The sequence below is a fragment of the Streptomyces sp. NBC_01506 genome (genome assembly GCF_045040295.1).
Lineage (GTDB): Bacteria > Actinomycetota > Actinomycetes > Streptomycetales > Streptomycetaceae > Streptomyces.
The window spans coordinates 4,690,847-4,707,764 of sequence record NZ_CP109422.1; the positions used below are offsets into that span (position 1 = coordinate 4,690,847).

Sequence of the window (16,918 nt, forward strand, 5' to 3'; positions counted from 1 at the left end):
TCAGGCCGGGCGAGGGCGACGGTCCGCCGGACAGGACGACTGGGAGCGAGCGCGGCGCAATGGGTGAGGTCTTCGCTGGTCGGTACGAGTTGGTCGACCCGATCGGACGTGGCGGTGTGGGCGCCGTCTGGCGTGCCTGGGACCACCGGCGCCGCCGCTACGTGGCGGCCAAGGTCCTCCAGCAGAGCGACGCGCACACCCTGTTGCGTTTCGTACGCGAGCAGGCCCTGCGGATCGATCACCCCCACGTACTGGCACCGGCGAGCTGGGCCGCCGACGACGACAAGGTCCTGTTCACCATGGACCTGGTGAGCGGCGGATCACTGGCCCATGTGATCGGCGACTACGGGCCGCTGCCGCCGCGCTTCGTCTGCACCCTGCTCGACCAGTTGCTCGCCGGTCTCGCGGCGGTGCACGCGGAGGGGGTCGTCCACCGCGACATCAAGCCCGCCAACATACTGCTGGACGCCACCGGGACCGGCCGGCCGCATCTGAAGCTGTCCGACTTCGGGATCTCCATGCGCAAGGGAGAGCCACGGCTGACCGAGACCAACTACGTGGTGGGCACGCCCGGTTATTTCGCGCCGGAGCAGATGATGGGCGCGGAGCCCGACTTCCCCGCCGACCTCTTCGCGGTCGGCCTGGTCGCGCTCTATCTGCTGGAGGGGCAGAAGCCGGACGCCAAGGCCCTGGTGGAGTACTTCACCGCGCACGGCACCCCCGGCGCGCCGCAGGGGATTCCCGAGCCGCTGTGGCAGGTCCTCGCCGGACTGCTCCAGCCGGATCCGGACGCCCGGTTCCGTACGGCCACGGGGGCGCGCAAGGCGCTCACGACGGCCGCCGAGATGCTGCCCGAGCAGACGGAGGACGACGAGCCCGTCGAGGTCTTCGACCAACTCGGGCCGCTTCCCGCCTCGTTCGGCCCCGACGGGCCCGTCACGGCCCCGGATCCGAACCAGCACGGCCCCCAGCCGCCCTCGTACGGAAACCAGCACACGGGCGGCGTCACGGGCGCCGTCACCGGGGGAGTCACGGGCGGGGTCACCGGCGGGCTGACGGGCGGAGTCACCGGCGACCAGCCGCAGCCCGCCCCACCGACCTCCATGTCGGAGACCGGCAGCTTCCACCTCCCCCCGCCCCCGCCATCGCCCTACCCGGACCAGCAACAGCCACCGCTCCAACAGCCACAGACACCTCGCCCACAGCAGATGTACCAACCCCCTTCCGGGCCGCACCCGTTGCAACCGGCCCCGCCCGTCGCTCCCTACTCCGCGCCCGCGCATCCGTTCACGTCTCCTTCCCCCGCGGCACCCGATCTGTCGCAGGCGCCCACCACGTCGGTGCCGCACGACCTGCCGCACACTCGTAGATACACCGCTCAGCGGCCCGGGGTTCCCACCCAGTACCCACCAGCTCCGTACGCCCCCGCCTCCGCCCCGGCTCCCGCCCCCACCCCGCACAAACGACCGGGACCGCCACCCAAGGTGACGATCCCGGTCCTGCTGCTCGCGCTGGTCTGCTTCGGCGTGGGTTTCTGGGCCCTCGCGCAGATCTGACGGCCCTTCCGCGAAGGCACGCAGGCCGCCCCCCCCCTTACCGCCCCGCCTCCCGCCGCCGCGCCAGCAGCATCCATCCCCCGAGCCCCAGCACCAACACCGTCCCCGTCCCGATCCCACCCGCCGCGACCAGTTTCATGGTGCCGCGGTCCTCGGCGGCGACCGGCGTCTCCCCGTCGTCCGCCTGCTCCAGATTCTCGTCCGACACACTGAACTCCTCGGCCGGTCCGTCGTACCCCGGCCCGTCCTTCGCCGTGCCGTCGACCTTCACCCGCAGCGTCAGGTCGTACGCCTTCTGCCCGAACTCCTCGCCCACCTCGGGGTTGAGGCTCACCCGCAGGTAGTACCACCCCGCGAAGCGCATCGCCTTCGCTTGTTCGGCGGTGCTGAAGCGGTTCGCGTAGTCCACCGGCGGCGCCGGATCCGTCGACGTCGACTTCCGCTCGCCGTTGTACGACATGGACGCGTTGCTGTCGACGAGCCCTCTCGCCGGGTTGTACACGGCGAGGGACATCGCCCCGCTGACGAGGCCGGTCCCCTCCGAACCGCCCAGGTCGGCGCCGGCGAACAACTGCTGCCCCCAGTCGACGGGCACGCGGTAGAACAGCGACTCACCGGGCCGGATCGGCGCCGTCCACTCACCGTCGCCCAGGCTCGCGGCGGTGGCGAAGCCGGCACCTCCCGCCAGCGCCTGGGAAGCACCGGACGGCCGGCCGGGGGAGCTGCTCGACCAGTCTCCGGGCGCCTCGGTGGGGTCGGCGCTCGTCAGTTTCGGCTCGGACAGAAACCGCAGCTCCAGGTCCCAAGCGTCCTGCGTGGACGTGGGTTTCGACTCCCGCTCCACGACCACGTAGTACGAACCGGCCTCCCGGCAGGACCTGTACTTCTTGTCGCTGAGAGTCCGGGTCACATAGGTGGTCAGCGGCTGCGGATAGTCGGCCGTCGGCGGGACCCGGGCCTGTGCGGAGTCACAGTCCTCGCCGTCGCCGTCCTGCATCGTGACCGTGATCCTGTCGCCGTAGTCCACCAGCGATCCCAGCTCGGGCACGGCGGTCGCCGACACGTACGCGTTCTCCGCGTCGTCCAGTTCCAGTCGGTAGAAGCGCTTCTGGCCCGGCTCGATCGAATCGCGGTACGTGAAGCCGCCGTCGAGCTGCCGCGCGTCGCCGGTACTCGTCCCGCCCTCGATCCGCCCGGCATCCGGGTCGAAGGCGTACGGACGCGGCCCCTCGGCCACCCGAGCCGTCCCGGCCAGCCCAGGCGGTCCCGGCAGACCCGACACCCCCGGCTGCGCCACCACCGCGCACATCGCCGCCGCCGCGACCAGCGCCACCCGGCCCCTGCTGCGCAGCCTCTTCACGCGCGTCCCCTTGTCGTCCGGCGGCCCCGCCGCCCACCACCAACTGCCCGCCCATCCTGCCCCGCCGGCCGCGCCCCTGTCTGCGCGGGCAGCCGATCCGTACGCCTCGACCGGCCCCCCCACCGGGCCCGGAATTTCACAAAAGCAACCAAATCATTCGCGCAGGCGAAGTCACAGCCGAACTCACACACGAACTCACAGCCAAAACCGAAGCCGACAGCACGGAGCCCCGGTCGCCTCAGCGACCGGGGCCCACGTAACCGACTACTGGGTCTCACACACCCGAACCTGCGGGCACGGAGTCGGTCGCCTCCGTCCACAGATCCTGCTCGGCGCGATCCGCCTGGATCTGGCGGTACACGAGGAGCCCGCCGATGGCGGCCAGTGCGACCAGGAGAAGCTTCTTCACCGCGCTACCTCGTCTTTCCTTGTCTTAGGGGCCTTCTGGCGCCCGACTATACACACCGGCCGATACCGATCGGTGACCTACATGCGCCCCGGAACAGGGGCCACAACCACCAGTCAACACCCGCGCGGCAAAAAGCGATCCGCCCGGACAGAAGGCTCTCTGTCCGGGCGGATCGGCGCTTGTGGGGCTAACAGGATTTGAACCTGTGGCCTCATCCTTATCAGGGATGCGCTCTAACCAACTGAGCTATAGCCCCGCGCTGCCCCTGAAGATTAGCGCACTCCAGGGCCAGTCCCAAAATCGATACCGGGGCCACACTCTTCGCCGCCCCTCCACCGTCCAACCCCTTGTCGAGCCTGGTGGAAGGGCGTCTCGCCGGTCCTCGCGCCCGGCCGGTTACTCGTCCTCGGCGAGCGTCAACTCGACGCCGCCCACGAACCCCGCCGACAGGTTGTAGATGAACGATCCGAGCGTCGCCAGTGCCGTCGCGAGCACCACATCGATCACGGCGATCACCGACGTGAAGATCAGCACACGCGGCAGCGAGAGGAACGACTGGAGGTCGAAACCGTTGCTCTCGTTCGAGCCCGTCGCCTCGCTGATCGTCCCGCCCACCGTCGAGAACACGCCCATCGCGTCCATGACCATCCACAGCACCGCCGCCGCGATGACCGTGCACACGCCCAGCGCGATGGAGAGCAGGAAGCTGACCTTCATCACCGACCACGGATCGGCCTTCGCCACCCGCAGCCGCGCCTTTCGCGTACGCGGTGACGTACGCGCGCCCGTGCGCGGCAGGCGTACGCCCGCCGCCGTGGGCTGCCGGGCGCCGCCCTGTTGTGTCTGTCCCGGCTGACCCGGCCCCACGCCCTGCCCCTGTCCTTGGCCCTGAAACTGGACCTGCGGCGGACCCTGCGGCGGCTGTGCGCCCGGTCGCTGCTGTCCGCCCTGTGTCCCCCCGCCCTGCGGCGTCGGATACGCCTGTGGCGGGTGGTACGGCTGCGCCGCCTGCTGCGGCTGCTCGGATCCGTACGAGTCGAAAGGGGGCTGCTGCCCCCGGGTGCCGCTCACCGTAACCCCCTGGGAGTCCGCGGCAGGGCCACGGGCACCGCTCGCTCCGGAAGCGGCCGATCCGGCGCCCGTGGCTCCACTCACGCTTCTACTCCTCGTGCTCCGCTACCGAGGGCTGGGTGCCCTCAGCGTCCTCGGCAGGCGCTGCCGCGTCGGTCGCCTGTTCGTCACCGGCATCATCGCCGACGACTCCTTCGACCTGTTCGGCCTCACGACCGGCCTCGGCGTTACGTGCGATGCCGACGACGGCATCGCGCTTGCCCAGGTTGATCAGTTGGACACCCATCGTGTCACGGCCCGTCTCCCTGACTTCGTTGACTCGCGTACGAATCACGCCGCCGCCCAGGGTGATGGCAAGGATCTCGTCCGTCTCCTCCACCACCAGCGCGCCGACCAGCGACCCGCGGTCCTCCACGATCTTCGCGGCCTTGATACCGAGGCCGCCACGTCCTTGAACGCGATACTCGTCGACGTTGGTCCGCTTCGCGTAACCGCCGTCCGTAGCAGTGAACACGAACGTACCGGGCCTGACGACATTCATCGACAGCAGTTCGTCCCCTTCGCGGAAACTCATCCCCTTCACACCCGATGTCGCACGCCCCATCGGACGCAACGCGTCGTCGGTCGCGGTGAACCGGATCGACTGCGCCTTCCTACTGATGAGCAGCAGATCGTCCTCGGCCGACACCAGTTCGGCACCGATCAGCTCGTCGTCCGCGCCCGAGTCCGTCTCACGGAGATTGATCGCGATCACACCGCCGGAACGAGGCGAGTCGTAATCCTTCAGAGACGTCTTCTTCACCAGACCGGCCTTCGTGGCCAGCACCAGATACGGCGCCGCCTCGTAGTCCCGTACGGCGAGGATCTGCGCGATCTTCTCGTCCGGCTGGAAGGCCAGCAGGTTGGCCACATGCTGGCCGCGCGCGTCCCTTCCCGCGTCGGGCAGCTCGTACGCCTTCGCCCGGTACACCCGGCCCTTGTTCGTGAAGAACAGCAGCCAGTGGTGCGTCGTGGACACGAAGAAGTGGTCCACGATGTCGTCCGACTTGAGCTTCGTGCCGCGCACGCCCTTGCCGCCGCGCTTCTGCGAGCGGTAGTCGTCGGTCTTCGTACGCTTCACATAGCCGCCACGCGAGATGGTGACGACGATGTCCTCCTCGGCGATCAGGTCCTCGATGGACATGTCACCGTCGAACGGCACCAGCTTGGAACGCCGGTCGTCACCGAACTTGTCGACGATCACCGCCAGTTCCTCGCTGACGATCTGCCGCTGCCTCTCGGGCGAGGCGAGGATCGCGTTGTACTCGTTGATCTTCGCCTGGAGCTCGTCGTGCTCGGCGACGATCTTCTGCCGCTCCAGCGCCGCCAGCCGGCGGAGCTGCATCTCCAGGATCGCGTTCGCCTGGATCTCGTCGATCGACAGCAGCGTCATCAGACCGCCGCGCGCGATCTCGACGGTGTCGCTGCGCCGGATCAGCGCGATGACCTCGTCGATCGCGTCCAGCGCCTTGAGCAGACCACGCAGGATGTGCGCGCGCTCCTCGGCCTTGCGCAGCCGGAACTTCGTACGCCGGACGATGACCTCGATCTGGTGGGTCACCCAGTGCCGGATGAACGCGTCGATCGACAGCGTGCGCGGCACACCGTCCACCAGCGCCAGCATGTTCGCGCCGAAGTTCGTCTGGAGGTCGGTGTGCTTGTACAGGTTGTTCAGAACGACCTTGGCGACCGCGTCGCGCTTGAGCACGACCACCAGGCGCTGACCCGTACGCGAGGACGTCTCGTCACGGACGTCGGCGATGCCGCCGACCTTGCCGTCCTTCACCAGGTCGGCGATCTTCTGCGCGAGGTTGTCGGGGTTGGTCTGGTACGGCAGCTCCGTGACGACCAGGCACTGCCGGTTCTGGATCTCCTCGACCGCGACGACCGCGCGCATCGTGATCGAGCCACGGCCCGTCCGGTACGCCTCCTCGATGCCCCGGCGGCCCACGACCAGCGCGCCGGACGGGAAGTCCGGACCCTTGATGCGCTCGATCAGCGCGTCCAGCAGCTCCTCGTGCGAGGCGTCCGGGTGCTCCAGCGCCCACTGCGCGCCCGCGGCGACCTCCCGCAGGTTGTGCGGCGGGATGTTGGTGGCCATACCGACGGCGATACCGGCCGATCCGTTGATCAGCAGGTTCGGAAAGCGCGCCGGCAGGACCGTCGGCTCCTGGTTGCGGCCGTCGTAGTTGTCCGTGAAGTCGACGGTCTCCTCGTCGATGTCCCGCAGCATCTCCATGGACAGCGGCATCAGCTTGCACTCGGTGTACCGCATGGCGGCGGCCGGGTCGTTGCCGGGAGAGCCGAAGTTTCCGTTGGAGTCCACCAGCGGCATCCGCATCGACCACGGCTGCGCGAGACGCACCAGCGCGTCGTAGATCGAGGAGTCGCCGTGCGGGTGGTAGGTGCCCATCACGTCACCGACGACGCGGGCGCACTTGTAGAAGCCCTTCTCGGGCCGGTACCCGCCGTCGTACATCGCGTACAGCACGCGGCGGTGGACGGGCTTCAGACCGTCCCGTACGTCGGGCAGCGCGCGCGACACGATGACGGACATCGCGTAGTCGAGGTACGAGCGCTGCATCTCCGTCTCGAGCCCCACGGGCTCGACACGCATGCCCACGCCTTCCACGGCGGGCACCTCTTCGGGCATCACAGGAGTGTTCTCGTCGGCCATTGCTGGTCAAAGTTCCTTTCGGCCTTTACGTAGCGGTCGTTGGCGGATGACCGACTCAGATGTCGAGGAAGCGGACGTCCTTGGCGTTGCGCTGGATGAACGAGCGCCGCGCCTCGACGTCCTCACCCATCAGCACCGAGAACAGGTCGTCGGCCTGCGCCGCGTCGTCGAGCGTGACCTGGCCGAGCACCCGGTGGTCGACGTCCATCGTCGTGATGCGCAGCTCCTCGGCGTTCATCTCGCCGAGGCCCTTGAAGCGCTGGATCGAGTCTTCCTTGATCCGCTTGCCGTTCTGCTTGCCCAGCTCCACCAGGGCGTCGCGCTCCCGGTCGGAGTACGCGTACTCGAAGTCGTCCCGGCCCCACTTGATCTTGTACAGCGGCGGACGCGACAGATACACGTGACCGGCCTCGACCAGCGGGCGCATGAAGCGGAAGAGGAACGTCAGGAGGAGGGTGTTGATGTGCTGGCCGTCGACGTCGGCGTCCGCCATCAGAATGATCTTGTGATAGCGGAGCTTCTCGATGTCGAAGTCCTCGTGCACACCGGTGCCGAACGCCGAGATCAGCGCCTGCACCTCGGTGTTCTGGAGGATCTTGTCGATCCGCGCCTTCTCGACGTTCAGGATCTTTCCGCGGATCGGCAGAATGGCCTGATACTGCGGGTTGCGGCCGGACTTCGCGCTGCCGCCGGCCGAGTCGCCCTCGACGATGAAGATCTCGCACTTGGCCGGGTCGTTCGACTGGCAGTCGCTCAGCTTGCCGGGCAGCGACGCCGACTCCAGCAGCCCCTTGCGACGCGTCAGATCCCGCGCCTTACGGGCCGCGACCCGGGCCGTGGCGGCCTGGATCGACTTACGGATGATGTCGGCGGCCTCATTGGGATGCCGGTCGAACCAGTCCGTCAGATGCTCATGCACGATCTTCTGTACGAAGGTCTTCGCCTCCGTGTTGCCGAGTTTGGTCTTCGTCTGGCCCTCGAACTGCGGCTCGCCCAGCTTCACCGAGATGATCGCGGTCAGACCCTCGCGGATGTCCTCGCCCGCCAGGTTGTCGTCCTTCTCGCGCAGGAACTTCTTCTCGCGCGCGTAGCGGTTGACCAGGCCGGTCATCGCCGCGCGGAAGCCCTCCTCGTGCGTACCGCCCTCATGCGTGTGGATCGTGTTCGCGAAGGAGTACACCCCCTCGCTGTACTGCGAGTTCCACTGCATCGCGATCTCCACCGAGAGCATCCGCTCCTTGTCCTCGGCCTCGATGTCGATGACCGTGGGGTGGATCAGCTCGCCCTTGCGGGAGTTGAGGTACTTCACGAAGTCGACGATGCCGCCTTCGTAGTAGTACGTCACCGAGCGCACCGGCTCCTCGCCGGTCGCCTCGGCCGAGTCCGCGCCCGCGACATCGGCGCCGACGACGGCCTTGGCCGACTCGCGCTGGTCGGTCAGCTTCAGGGTCAGGCCCTTGTTGAGGAAGGCCATCTCCTGGAAGCGGCGCGACAGCGTCTCGAAGGAGTACTCGGTCGTCTCGAAGACATCGGGGTCGGCCCAGAAGGTGACCGTCGTCCCCGTCTCGTCCGTCGCCTCGTTGCGCGCCAGCGGCGCCGTCGGCACCCCGAGCTTGTAGTCCTGCGTCCAGCGGTAGCCGTCGGTCTTGACCTCGACGGCGACCTTTGTCGACAGCGCGTTCACGACGGAGACACCCACGCCGTGCAGACCGCCGGAGACGGAGTAGCCGCCGCCGCCGAACTTGCCGCCCGCGTGCAGCACCGTCAGCACGACCTCGACGGCCGGCTTGCCCTCGGACGGGACGATGCCCACGGGGATGCCACGGCCGTTGTCGACCACGCGTACGCCGCCGTCGGGGAGGATCGTGACGTCGATGGTGTCCGCGTGCCCGGCCAGGGCCTCGTCGACGGAGTTGTCGACGACCTCGGTCACCAGGTGATGAAGGCCACGTTCACCGGTGGAGCCGATGTACATGCCAGGACGCTTACGGACCGCGTCCAGGCCCTCCAGCACCGTGATGGCATTGGCGTCGTACGAGGCGTTCACCTCGCCGTTCTCACCAGTGGCTACGGACGGAGTCTTCTCGTTGGGGTTGCCGGAATCGGCCACGAAGCGCCCTTTCTGGCACAGCACAGGCCGTTCTCCGGGCAGGCGGGAGCGGCTGCGTCGTTCGGCTTGCGACAGTGTTTGACAGTCTTGGGAAGCGAGTCCCGCCGACGGGGCGGGATTCTCCATCAGTCTACCGGTAGCGGCGACCCGAATGGGGGTTTGCCGGTACCTGAGTCCGCATGTGCCGCCCTGAACCGGCGGCTGCCGACTCCCCATATTCGGGCAGGGGCTCCAAGAGGCTCACACGGGCTTTGAGCGCTTCGGGCTGTCAACCTCCGGCTACCGTGCGGGACAGCTCACCCTCCGGCGGCGTACGGCGAGGTCACAGCGCTCTGCGCGGCGGCCCGGAGTGACGCCGTGGCACATGTGTGAAGTAGGGGCCGCAGGAGGGCTGTTGGGGCTTTCACGGCGCCCCGGGCGGCCCGTCGACGCGGCTCCGGACGGGCGGGAAGGTCAACCGCGGGACGGTCCGGCCATCCGTACGGGGAGCGGCTCGGCACACGCTCCGGGAGCTTTCCGCGGGCTTCCTGCGGGCTTTCCGGAGGGCCGCGGGCTGAGCGCGGTGGTACGGCGCCTGCCGGGCCACCACGCGGGGCGCGGAGCCGTACCGGCGTACGCCTCCGCGAGCCGTACGCGCCGCCCGGCGCCGTACCACCGCGCTCAGCCGTACGTGTCCCCCGGCCCCTTGCTGCCGGGCGCCCGCAACGCGCCGAAGCGCCGCGGCGGACCGGCCGGGCCGCGCACCTTGATCACCTTCACCGTGCCGTGCCCCAGGTCCTCGTTCAGCCGGGCCACCAGTCGCGGCGCCAGCAGCCGCAACTGCGTCGCCCAGGCCGTCGAGTCGCAGACCACCGTCAGGATCCGCTCGTCCTCCTCGTACCGCTCGGGCACACAGTGCCTGGCCAGGTCGTCACCCACGATCTGCGGCCAGCGGCCCATCACCCCGCCCACGGCCGCCGGCGTCTCCCAGCCGCGCTCGGTGATCAGCCGGTTGATCGCGGCGCCCAGCGACAGCGGATCGCGGCCGTCGGCCCCCGACCCCGACCGCAGGCCACCGCCCCGTCTGACGTGCTTCTTCTGCTGGGCCGCGGCGCCACGGGCCCGCGCCTGCTCCTTCGCCGCCCGCAGCGCGACCCGCGCCAGGTCGACGCCCGAGGACTCCGCGGGCGCCGGCGCGGACGGCACGGAGTCCGCACCTGGCGCGGCCGGGGCAGACCCGGCCGCCGGATCGGGCAGCGCGGCGGGCGCGCCGCCGGTCCTGGCGGGCCCGTCCGGCCTCTCGGCACCCCTCATGTCCGCTCCACCGCCCCGTCGGCCACCGTGAACCGCACCCCGGCCAGAACGCCCGGCACGTCGTCGTCCACCGCGGCCGTGACCAGCACCTGCTCGCCCGGCGCCACCAGCTCCGCCAGCCGCTCCCGGCGCCGCGCGTCCAGCTCCGCGAAGACGTCGTCGAGGACCAGCACCGGCTCGTTGCCCTCGGCGCGCAGCAGGTCGTACGAGGCCAGCCGCAGCGCCAGCGCGTACGACCAGGACTCGCCGTGGCTCGCGTACCCCTTGGCCGGCAACTGGCCCAGCTTCAGCAGCAGTTCGTCCCGGTGCGGACCCACCAGCGTGACCCCCCGCTCGATCTCCTGCTTCCGTGTCCCCGCCAGCGCGGCCATCAACCGGGCGTACAGCTCCTCGCGCGAACGCGGCACCTGAGCGTCCGGCCCTTCCTGGTCGGCGGAGGAGGAACGGTACTCCAGCGCCACCGGCCCGCCACCGGGCGCCAGTTGCTCGTACGCCTTGTCCGTCAGCGGCTGCAACGTCTCGATCAGATCCAGCCGCTGGGCCAGCAACTCCGCGCCCACCTGCGCCAGATGCTGGTCCCACACGTCGAGCGTGGACAGGTCCGTCCCGCGCCCGCCGTGCCGCCGCGCCATCGCCGCCGACTTCAGCAGGGTGTTGCGCTGCTTGAGCACCCGGTCGTAGTCCGAGCGCACGCCCGCCATACGCGGGGAGCGCGCCGTGATCAGCTCGTCGAGGAAGCGCCGGCGCTCACCGGGATCGCCCTTCACCAGCGCCAGATCCTCCGGCGCGAACAGCACCGTCCGCACTATCCCCAGCACATCACGCGGTCTGACCTGCGAAGACCTGTTGATCCTGGCTCTGTTCGCGCGGCCCGGATTGAGTTCGAGCTCGATCAACTGCGAGCGCTCGCCCTGGGTGACGGCGGCCCGGATCACCGCGCGCTCGGCGCCGCTGCGCACCAGCGGGGTGTCCGAGGAGACCCGGTGGCTGCCGAGCGAGGCGAGATAGCCGACGGCCTCGACCAGATTGGTCTTCCCCTGCCCGTTCGCCCCCACGAACGCGGTGACGCCCGGATCGAGCGGCACCTCGATCCGGGCGTACGAACGGAAGTCGGCCAGCGAGAGATGCGTGACGTGCATGGACTGGCCCGACCTCCCCGTTCCGGCGCCGCCGCGTGTGCGAACGGCGACTACTTGTTCGTGGGACCGCCGGGCTTGACGGGCTTACCGGGCTTGCCCGGCGTCCGCTCGTCCGCCTGCTCGACCGCGTGGCCACCGAACTGGTTGCGCAGCGCGGCGACCATCTTCATCTGCGGCGAGTCGTCCTGCCGGGACGCGAACCGGGCGAACAGCGACGCGGTGATCGCGGGCAGCGGCACCGCGTTGTCGATGGCCGCCTCGACCGTCCACCGGCCCTCGCCGGAGTCTTCGGCGTAGCCCCGCAGGGCGTCCAGATGCTCGTCGTCGTCCAGCGCGTTGACCGCCAGGTCCAGCAGCCAGGAACGGATGACCGTACCGTCCTGCCAGGAGCGGAACACCTCGCGGACGTCGGTGACCGAGTCGACCTTCTCCAGCAGCTCCCAGCCCTCGGCGTACGCCTGCATCATGGCGTACTCGATGCCGTTGTGGACCATCTTGGCGAAGTGGCCGGCGCCGACCTTGCCCGCGTGGACCGAGCCGCGGTCGCCCGCCGGCTTGAGGGCGTCGAAGATCGGCTGCACCCTCGCCACGTCCTCGACGGTGCCGCCGTACATCAGCGCGTAGCCGTTCTTCAGGCCCCAGACGCCGCCGGAGACACCGCAGTCGACGAAGCCGATGCCCTTGATGCCCAGCTCCACCGCGTGCTTCTCGTCGTCCGTCCAGCGGGAGTTGCCGCCGTCCACGACCACGTCGCCGGGGGACAGCAGCCCCGCCAGCTCGTCGATCGTGGACTGCGTCGCCGCGCCGGAGGGGACCATCACCCACACGACCCGGGGGCCCTTGAGCTTGCTCACCAGCTCTTCGAGGCTGTGGACGTCCGCGACGTCCGCGTTGCGGTCGTATCCGATGACGGTGTGGCCTGCGCGGCGGATGCGCTCGCGCATGTTGCCGCCCATCTTGCCGAGGCCGACGAGACCGAGCTCCATCAATGGTTCCTTAAGCGTTGAGCCGACAATCATTCAGGCGCGGGGCGGGCGGCGACGGTGCCGAACGCCCCGGCCCGAGCCTACGCCGGACCTGGTGGGACGGTCCTGACGACCCGGCCCCGGCCCCCACCACGGCCGTACGCGGGGAGCGACGGCCCGGCAGGAGGCGGGATCAGCCCGACAGGCGCACCGGCATGATCAGGTACTTGTACGCGTCGTCGGCCTCGGCATCCAGCGCGGGCTTGCCGCTCAGGAGCGCCGGCTTGGTGGAGGTCGTGAAGGAGAGCTGCGCGACCGGCGAGTCGATGGCGCTGAGGCCGTCGAGCAGGAACGTCGGGTTGAAGGCGATCGAGATGTCGTCGCCGTCGAGCTTGGCGTCGACCCTTTCCACAGCCTGTGCGTCGTCGCTGGAACCGGCTTCCAGGATGAGCACGCCCTGCTCGAAGCTGAGCCGCACCGGGGTGTTGCGCTCGGCGACCAGCGCCACGCGCTTGACGGCCTCGACGAACGGCGCCGTCTCGATCACCGCGACCGAGTTGAACTCCGTCGGGAACAGCGTCCGGTACTTCGGGAGATCGCCTTCCAGAAGCCGCGTGGTGGTCCGCCGGCCCGCGCCCTCGAAGCCGATCAGCCCCTCGCCCGCACCGGAGCCCGAGAGCGCCAGCGTGACCGTGTCGCCGCTCGTGAGGGCCTTGGCGGTGTCCAGCAGCGTCTTGGCGGGCACCAGGGCGACCGCGGAGATGTCCGCGACCTCCGGCTTCCACAGGAAGTCGCGGACCGCGAAGCGGTAGCGGTCGGTCGAGGCCAGGGTGACCGTGTCGCCCTCGATCTCGATCCGTACGCCGGTGAGCACCGGAAGCGTGTCGTCACGGCCCGCCGCGATGGCCACCTGGGCGGCGGCGGAGGCGAAGACCTCACCGGGCACGGTGCCGGTGGCGGTCGGCATCTGCGGCAGTGCCGGGTACTCGTCCACGGGCAGTGTGTGCAGCGTGAACCGCGAGGAGCCGCAGACCACCGTCGCCCGTACACCGTCTGTGGAAATCTCCACCGGCCGGTTGGGCAGGGCGCGGCAGATGTCGGCCAGGAGCCGGCCGGAGACCAGGACGGTGCCGTCCTCCTCGACCTCGGCGTCCACCGAGACCCGGGCCGAGACCTCGTAGTCGAAGCTGGAGAAGCTGAGCGCGCCTTCCTCGGCCTTCAGCAGAAGGCCCGCAAGAACGGGCGCCGGCGGACGGGCCGGGAGGCTACGGGCCACCCAGGCCACCGCCTCCGCCAGTACATCGCGCTCCACCCGGATCTTCACCGGAACCGCCTCCTGCTGTTGCTGACTCGCCCTGCCGGCCTTCTTCGTCGTCGGCATGAGCTCACTCCGCCATGGGCAGGGTGAGGTTGCCGGGGACCAGTCTGACGTACGGCACCGACACTCGGTGCTGCTCGGGGTCAAGTCGCGACAACCGGCCGGGCGCGGTCCGGCGCCGAGTTGTGCACAGCACCCACTTCCAAGCGGATTCCCAGGTAACTCCAGGTGTTAGTAGTAGTAGGGCCTGTGGATTCCGTGGATAACGTCGTTTTCGCAGGTCAGACCCGCTTTTTTGTCCACCGGCCCTGTGGGTGGCGACGGTGGACAACCCCGTCGCTCTGTGGACGGCCGAAAGTTCTGCACAACCGGTGCACAGGACACCCCGACTTCTCCCCAGGGTCGTCCCCAGCTTTTCCGACGTTCCCCACAGGGCCCGAGGCAACCTCGGTGTGACGCCTTTCACTCGACACGGTGAACAGTCGTGTTCTGTTGCCGAACAGTGGACAGCGGTGTGGAGAAGCGGGCCGAGGCTGTGGGCAACGGGCCGTTGCCTGTGGGCCGCCGGTGGACAACCGGAGCCCGGTCCTGTGGGCGAAAAAACTGTCCACAGGCTGTGGAGGAAAGTTGGCCACAAATCCCCAGGGGTCTGACCTGGCATGATCCAATTCCGGTCGGCCCACCTGTGGACGCAGTCTGGACAACTTATCGATCCCCAGGCTGTGGACGGCAGATCGGGCCCCTTTCTGTGGAGAAGCGGCCCCCGACGACCCGTATTCGAACAGCGGTTGAGCGCGTGTCGAGCGCGTGTCGCGCCCCGATCACCCGCCGGACATGACGAAGGGCGCCCCGGGACGGTGTCCCGAAGCGCCCCGAAGCGCCCGGCGGGCCGGCCGCCGACGCGTTCGCCGGCCGGCTCAGCCGTTCTTGATGCGGTTGGTCAGCTCGGTGACCTGGTTGTAGATGGAGCGCCGCTCGGCCATCAGCGCGCGGATCTTGCGGTCCGCGTGCATCACGGTCGTATGGTCGCGGTTGCCGAACTGCGCGCCGATCTTGGGCAGTGACAGGTCGGTCAGCTCACGGCAGAGATACATCGCGATCTGGCGGGCCGTCACCAGCACCCGGCTGCGCGACGATCCGCACAGGTCGTCCACGGTCAGCCCGAAGTAGTCGGCCGTCGCCGCCATGATGGCGCCCGCGGTGATCTCGGGGGCCGAGTCCTCGCCGCCGGGGATGAGGTCCTTGAGCACGATCTCGGTCAGGCCGAGGTCCACCGGCTGCCGGTTGAGCGAGGCGAACGCCGTCACCCGGATCAGCGCCCCCTCCAGCTCGCGGATGTTGCGCGAGATCCGTGAGGCGATGAACTCCAGTACCTCGGGCGGCGCGTTCAACTGCTCCTGCACGGCCTTCTTACGGAGGATCGCGATACGCGTCTCCAGCTCCGGCGGCTGCACGTCGGTGGTCAGGCCCCACTCGAAGCGGTTGCGCAGCCGGTCCTCCAGGGTGATCAGTTGTTTGGGCGGCCGGTCCGAGGACAGCACGATCTGCTTGTTTGCGTTGTGGAGCGTGTTGAAGGTGTGGAAGAACTCCTCCTGCGTCGACTCCTTGCTCGCCAGGAACTGGATGTCGTCGACGAGCAGGATGTCGACGTCCCGGTAGCGCTTGCGGAAGGTGTCGCCCTTGCCGTCGCGGATGGAGTTGATGAACTCGTTGGTGAACTCCTCCGAACTCACGTACCGCACCCGCGTGCCGGGATAGAGGCTGCGCGCGTAGTGCCCGATCGCGTGCAGCAGATGCGTCTTGCCCAGTCCGGACTCGCCGTAGATGAACAGCGGGTTGTACGCCTTGGCCGGCGCCTCCGCGACGGCGACGGCCGCCGCGTGCGCGAACCGGTTGGACGCCCCGATGACGAAGGTGTCGAAGAGGTACTTGGGATTGAGGCGCGCGTGGTGCTCGCCGGGTCCCGGCGGCGGCGACGCCTGCGCGCCCAGCGGCCCGGTCGCCCCGCCCCGGCCGCCGTGCCGCGACTGCTGCGGGTCCAGGTCGTGCCGCTCGTGCCGCTCGGGGCGCTGCTGCTCGTACTGCCTGTTCTCCGGCGACTGCGGCGGCGGACGGTAGTCGTGCTGGGGCTGCTGCGGGCGCGCGGTCGCGTACGGGTCGCGGTCGGGGAAGCCGCCGAGCCGCTGCTGCTGCCAGGACAGGTCTTCCTGCGTCCGGGGCCAGGCCCCGGGGTCGGGGCGCTGCTGCTGGTAGTCGGGGTACGCGGGGCGGGCCGTCGGCATGCCGTCGTCGTCGGAGCGGCGGCCGTAGGGGTGGTAACCGCCGTCCGGACGCATGTCGTCGTGGCGGGGGTCGTCCGGCCGCTGGTCGTCGTGCCGGGGATCGCGGGGATTGCGGGGATCGCGGGGATCGCGGCTGTCGTCGTGCTGCGAGTTCTGGTAGCGGTTCTGCTGCGGCAGCGGGACGGGCTCGCCGGCCGAGTCGTCGACGGTGATGGCGATACGGATGGGCCGGCCGCACTCGCGGCTCAGGGTCTCACTGATGAGCGGGGCGAGGCGGCCTTCGAGGACCCGCTTGCCCCACTCGTTGGGCACGGCCAGCAGAGCGGTGTCGGCCACCAGCGCGAGCGGCTGGCAGCGTTCGATCCACTGTTTGTCCTTGGGCTCGACTCCCTGCTGGCCCTCCCTGAGGAGCTGCTCCAGCACTCGTGGCCACACTGCGGCAAGATCGGCAGGTACGTCAGCCACAGGGCACGCTCTCTCGCTGGTCCCACGAATGTGTGGTTCTCGGGACGGGGTGGGAAGACCGGCGGAAAAGAATCCGGAGTTCAGCCACGGTAGTCAGGGCGACCCACGCGGTTCAAGTTGTTGTCCACAGGCTGTGCATAATGGAACGTGGCAGCTTGCTGGTTTGACCGTATGGCGTAGCCGCGCGTACCGTGACCAGGTCGAGTTGTCGATGGCTGCTGCCGCCTGCCTCCG

The 16,918-nt window shown here is 69.3% G+C and carries 11 protein-coding genes and 1 tRNA gene; 1 reads left to right on the top strand and 11 read right to left on the bottom strand.

Going from position 1 to position 16,918, the window contains the following annotated elements:
- The first annotated feature begins 59 nt into the window (after nt 1–59).
- The gene (locus tag OG329_RS20500; RefSeq protein WP_405797055.1) at nt 60–1,556 is read left to right on the top strand and encodes a protein kinase domain-containing protein; all 1,497 of its coding nucleotides are present in this window, start codon (nt 60–62) and stop codon (nt 1,554–1,556) included.
- Between the two features lie 37 nt (nt 1,557–1,593).
- On the opposite strand, the gene OG329_RS20505 is transcribed toward OG329_RS20500, so the two are convergent.
- The 11 genes from OG329_RS20505 to dnaA form a co-directional block, all read right to left on the bottom strand.
- Nucleotides 1,594–2,916: a hypothetical protein gene (locus tag OG329_RS20505; protein WP_405797056.1), complete on the bottom strand. Its 1,323-nt coding sequence runs from the start codon at nt 2,914–2,916 to the stop codon at nt 1,594–1,596.
- A 274-nt stretch (nt 2,917–3,190) separates the two neighbouring features.
- Nucleotides 3,191–3,325, bottom strand: coding sequence for a DLW-39 family protein (locus tag OG329_RS20510; protein ID WP_003958712.1), 135 nt, complete (start codon nt 3,323–3,325; stop codon nt 3,191–3,193).
- Nucleotides 3,326–3,507: 182 nt separating this feature from the next.
- Nucleotides 3,508–3,581, bottom strand: a tRNA-Ile gene (locus OG329_RS20515).
- A gap of 140 nt (nt 3,582–3,721) precedes the next feature.
- Complete coding sequence (locus OG329_RS20520; protein ID WP_405797057.1) at nt 3,722–4,396, bottom strand: DUF3566 domain-containing protein; 675 nt, start codon at nt 4,394–4,396, stop codon at nt 3,722–3,724.
- A gap of 88 nt (nt 4,397–4,484) precedes the next feature.
- Nucleotides 4,485–7,112 carry a DNA gyrase subunit A gene (gene gyrA, locus OG329_RS20525; RefSeq protein WP_405797058.1) on the bottom strand — a complete coding sequence of 876 codons (2,628 nt, stop codon included), beginning with the start codon at nt 7,110–7,112 and terminating at the stop codon, nt 4,485–4,487.
- 55 nt (nt 7,113–7,167) lie between these two features.
- Complete coding sequence (gene gyrB / locus OG329_RS20530; RefSeq protein WP_405797059.1) at nt 7,168–9,246, bottom strand: DNA topoisomerase (ATP-hydrolyzing) subunit B; 2,079 nt, start codon at nt 9,244–9,246, stop codon at nt 7,168–7,170.
- Nucleotides 9,247–9,882: 636 nt separating this feature from the next.
- Entirely contained in the window at nt 9,883–10,515 is a 633-nt protein-coding gene (locus OG329_RS20535; RefSeq protein ID WP_405797060.1) for a DUF721 domain-containing protein, read from the bottom strand.
- Nucleotides 10,512–11,654 (bottom strand): DNA replication/repair protein RecF, encoded by a 1,143-nt coding sequence (recF, locus tag OG329_RS20540; RefSeq protein WP_405797062.1) that lies wholly within the window; start codon nt 11,652–11,654, stop codon nt 10,512–10,514. Before recF ends, OG329_RS20535 begins: the two co-directional genes overlap by 4 nt.
- Nucleotides 11,655–11,704: 50 nt before the next feature.
- Nucleotides 11,705–12,640: a phosphogluconate dehydrogenase (NAD(+)-dependent, decarboxylating) gene (gene gnd, locus OG329_RS20545; RefSeq protein WP_405797063.1), complete on the bottom strand. Its 936-nt coding sequence runs from the start codon at nt 12,638–12,640 to the stop codon at nt 11,705–11,707.
- Between the two features lie 172 nt (nt 12,641–12,812).
- Nucleotides 12,813–13,943, bottom strand: a complete 1,131-nt coding sequence (dnaN, locus tag OG329_RS20550) for a DNA polymerase III subunit beta (RefSeq protein ID WP_242572562.1) — start codon at nt 13,941–13,943, stop codon at nt 12,813–12,815.
- Nucleotides 13,944–14,854: 911 nt separating this feature from the next.
- The gene (dnaA, locus tag OG329_RS20555; RefSeq protein WP_405797064.1) at nt 14,855–16,684 is read right to left on the bottom strand and encodes a chromosomal replication initiator protein DnaA; all 1,830 of its coding nucleotides are present in this window, start codon (nt 16,682–16,684) and stop codon (nt 14,855–14,857) included.
- Nucleotides 16,685–16,918 lie beyond the last annotated feature (234 nt).

Excerpts from the sequence above, each read along its gene's own strand:
- OG329_RS20500 (WP_405797055.1), top strand. The coding sequence starts at position 60 with ATGGGTGAGGTCTTCGCTGGTCGGTACGAGTTGGTCGACCCGATCGGA.
- gyrA (WP_405797058.1), bottom strand. The coding sequence starts at position 7,112 with ATGGCCGACGAGAACACTCCTGTGATGCCCGAAGAGGTGCCCGCCGTG.
- OG329_RS20535 (WP_405797060.1), bottom strand. The coding sequence starts at position 10,515 with ATGAGGGGTGCCGAGAGGCCGGACGGGCCCGCCAGGACCGGCGGCGCG.
- recF (WP_405797062.1), bottom strand. The coding sequence starts at position 11,654 with ATGCACGTCACGCATCTCTCGCTGGCCGACTTCCGTTCGTACGCCCGG.
- gnd (WP_405797063.1), bottom strand. The coding sequence starts at position 12,640 with ATGGAGCTCGGTCTCGTCGGCCTCGGCAAGATGGGCGGCAACATGCGC.